Genomic DNA, 336 nt, shown 5'->3' with positions numbered 1-336 from the left:
CCTTGGGGACATGTTGGGCGCGATGACCAAATGTTTTGCCGAAGCCATCAGCCAAAAGCCGTGCGTCCTGTTTGTTGATGAGATCGACGCGGCGGGGTCCCGCGACAGTGCCGACAAGCACAACAGCAATTACCGCAGGAATGTCATCAACCATTTTTTGGCAGAAGTGGATGCGCTGATGCGGGAAGAAGGCGTGCTGCTCATCGGCGCCTGCAACCACCCCGGGAACCTTGATGCCGCGATCCAGCGGGCCGGGAGGTTCGACCAGCACGCGGAACTCGGGCGCCCACCGCTCGCCCAGGTCCGGCACATGATCGCCCGCGTGCTCCCCGGGGA

The 336-nt window shown here is 62.8% G+C and carries 1 protein-coding gene; it reads left to right on the top strand.

Annotation, left to right across the window (positions count from 1 at the left end; translation table 11 throughout):
- Window positions 1–10 precede the first annotated feature (10 nt).
- The coding region (locus FGE21_RS19140) for an ATP-binding protein (protein WP_255731671.1) at window positions 11–336 on the top strand (326 nt) is incomplete at its 3' end.

Source organism: Phaeobacter sp. B1627 (genome assembly GCF_006265095.1).
Taxonomy (GTDB): Bacteria; Pseudomonadota; Alphaproteobacteria; order Rhodobacterales; family Rhodobacteraceae; genus Epibacterium.
This window is presented reverse-complemented; position numbering and strand designations above follow the sequence as displayed.